At 66.5% G+C, this 227-nt stretch carries 1 protein-coding gene; it reads left to right on the top strand.

The window, feature by feature from the left end:
- Positions 1 to 227 (top strand): VCBS domain-containing protein (locus QD280_RS17840; protein ID WP_279840159.1); only part of this gene is annotated, 227 nt, incomplete at both ends.

Below are 227 nucleotides of genomic sequence, written 5' to 3'. Positions count from 1 at the left end.
TGACCGCCACCGACGTGGACGGCACCGCGCCGACCTTCGAGGCGGACACCGATGACAGCAGTGTCTACGGCAGCTTCAGCGTCAACGAGGCTGGCGAGTGGACCTACACCCTCGACAACGACGCCACCGAGACTCAGGCGCTGGCCGCGGGCGAGACTGTCACCGAGCAGTACACCGTCACGCTGAGCGATGGCTCGACCACCACGGTCGACATCGTCATCACCGGC

Origin of the sequence: Cobetia sp. 1AS1 (assembly GCF_029846435.1) — a bacterium.
Taxonomy (GTDB): domain Bacteria; phylum Pseudomonadota; class Gammaproteobacteria; order Pseudomonadales; family Halomonadaceae; genus Cobetia; species Cobetia amphilecti.
The sequence above is the reverse complement of the archived record's forward strand: the minus strand, read 5'-3'. Positions and strand labels throughout refer to the sequence as shown.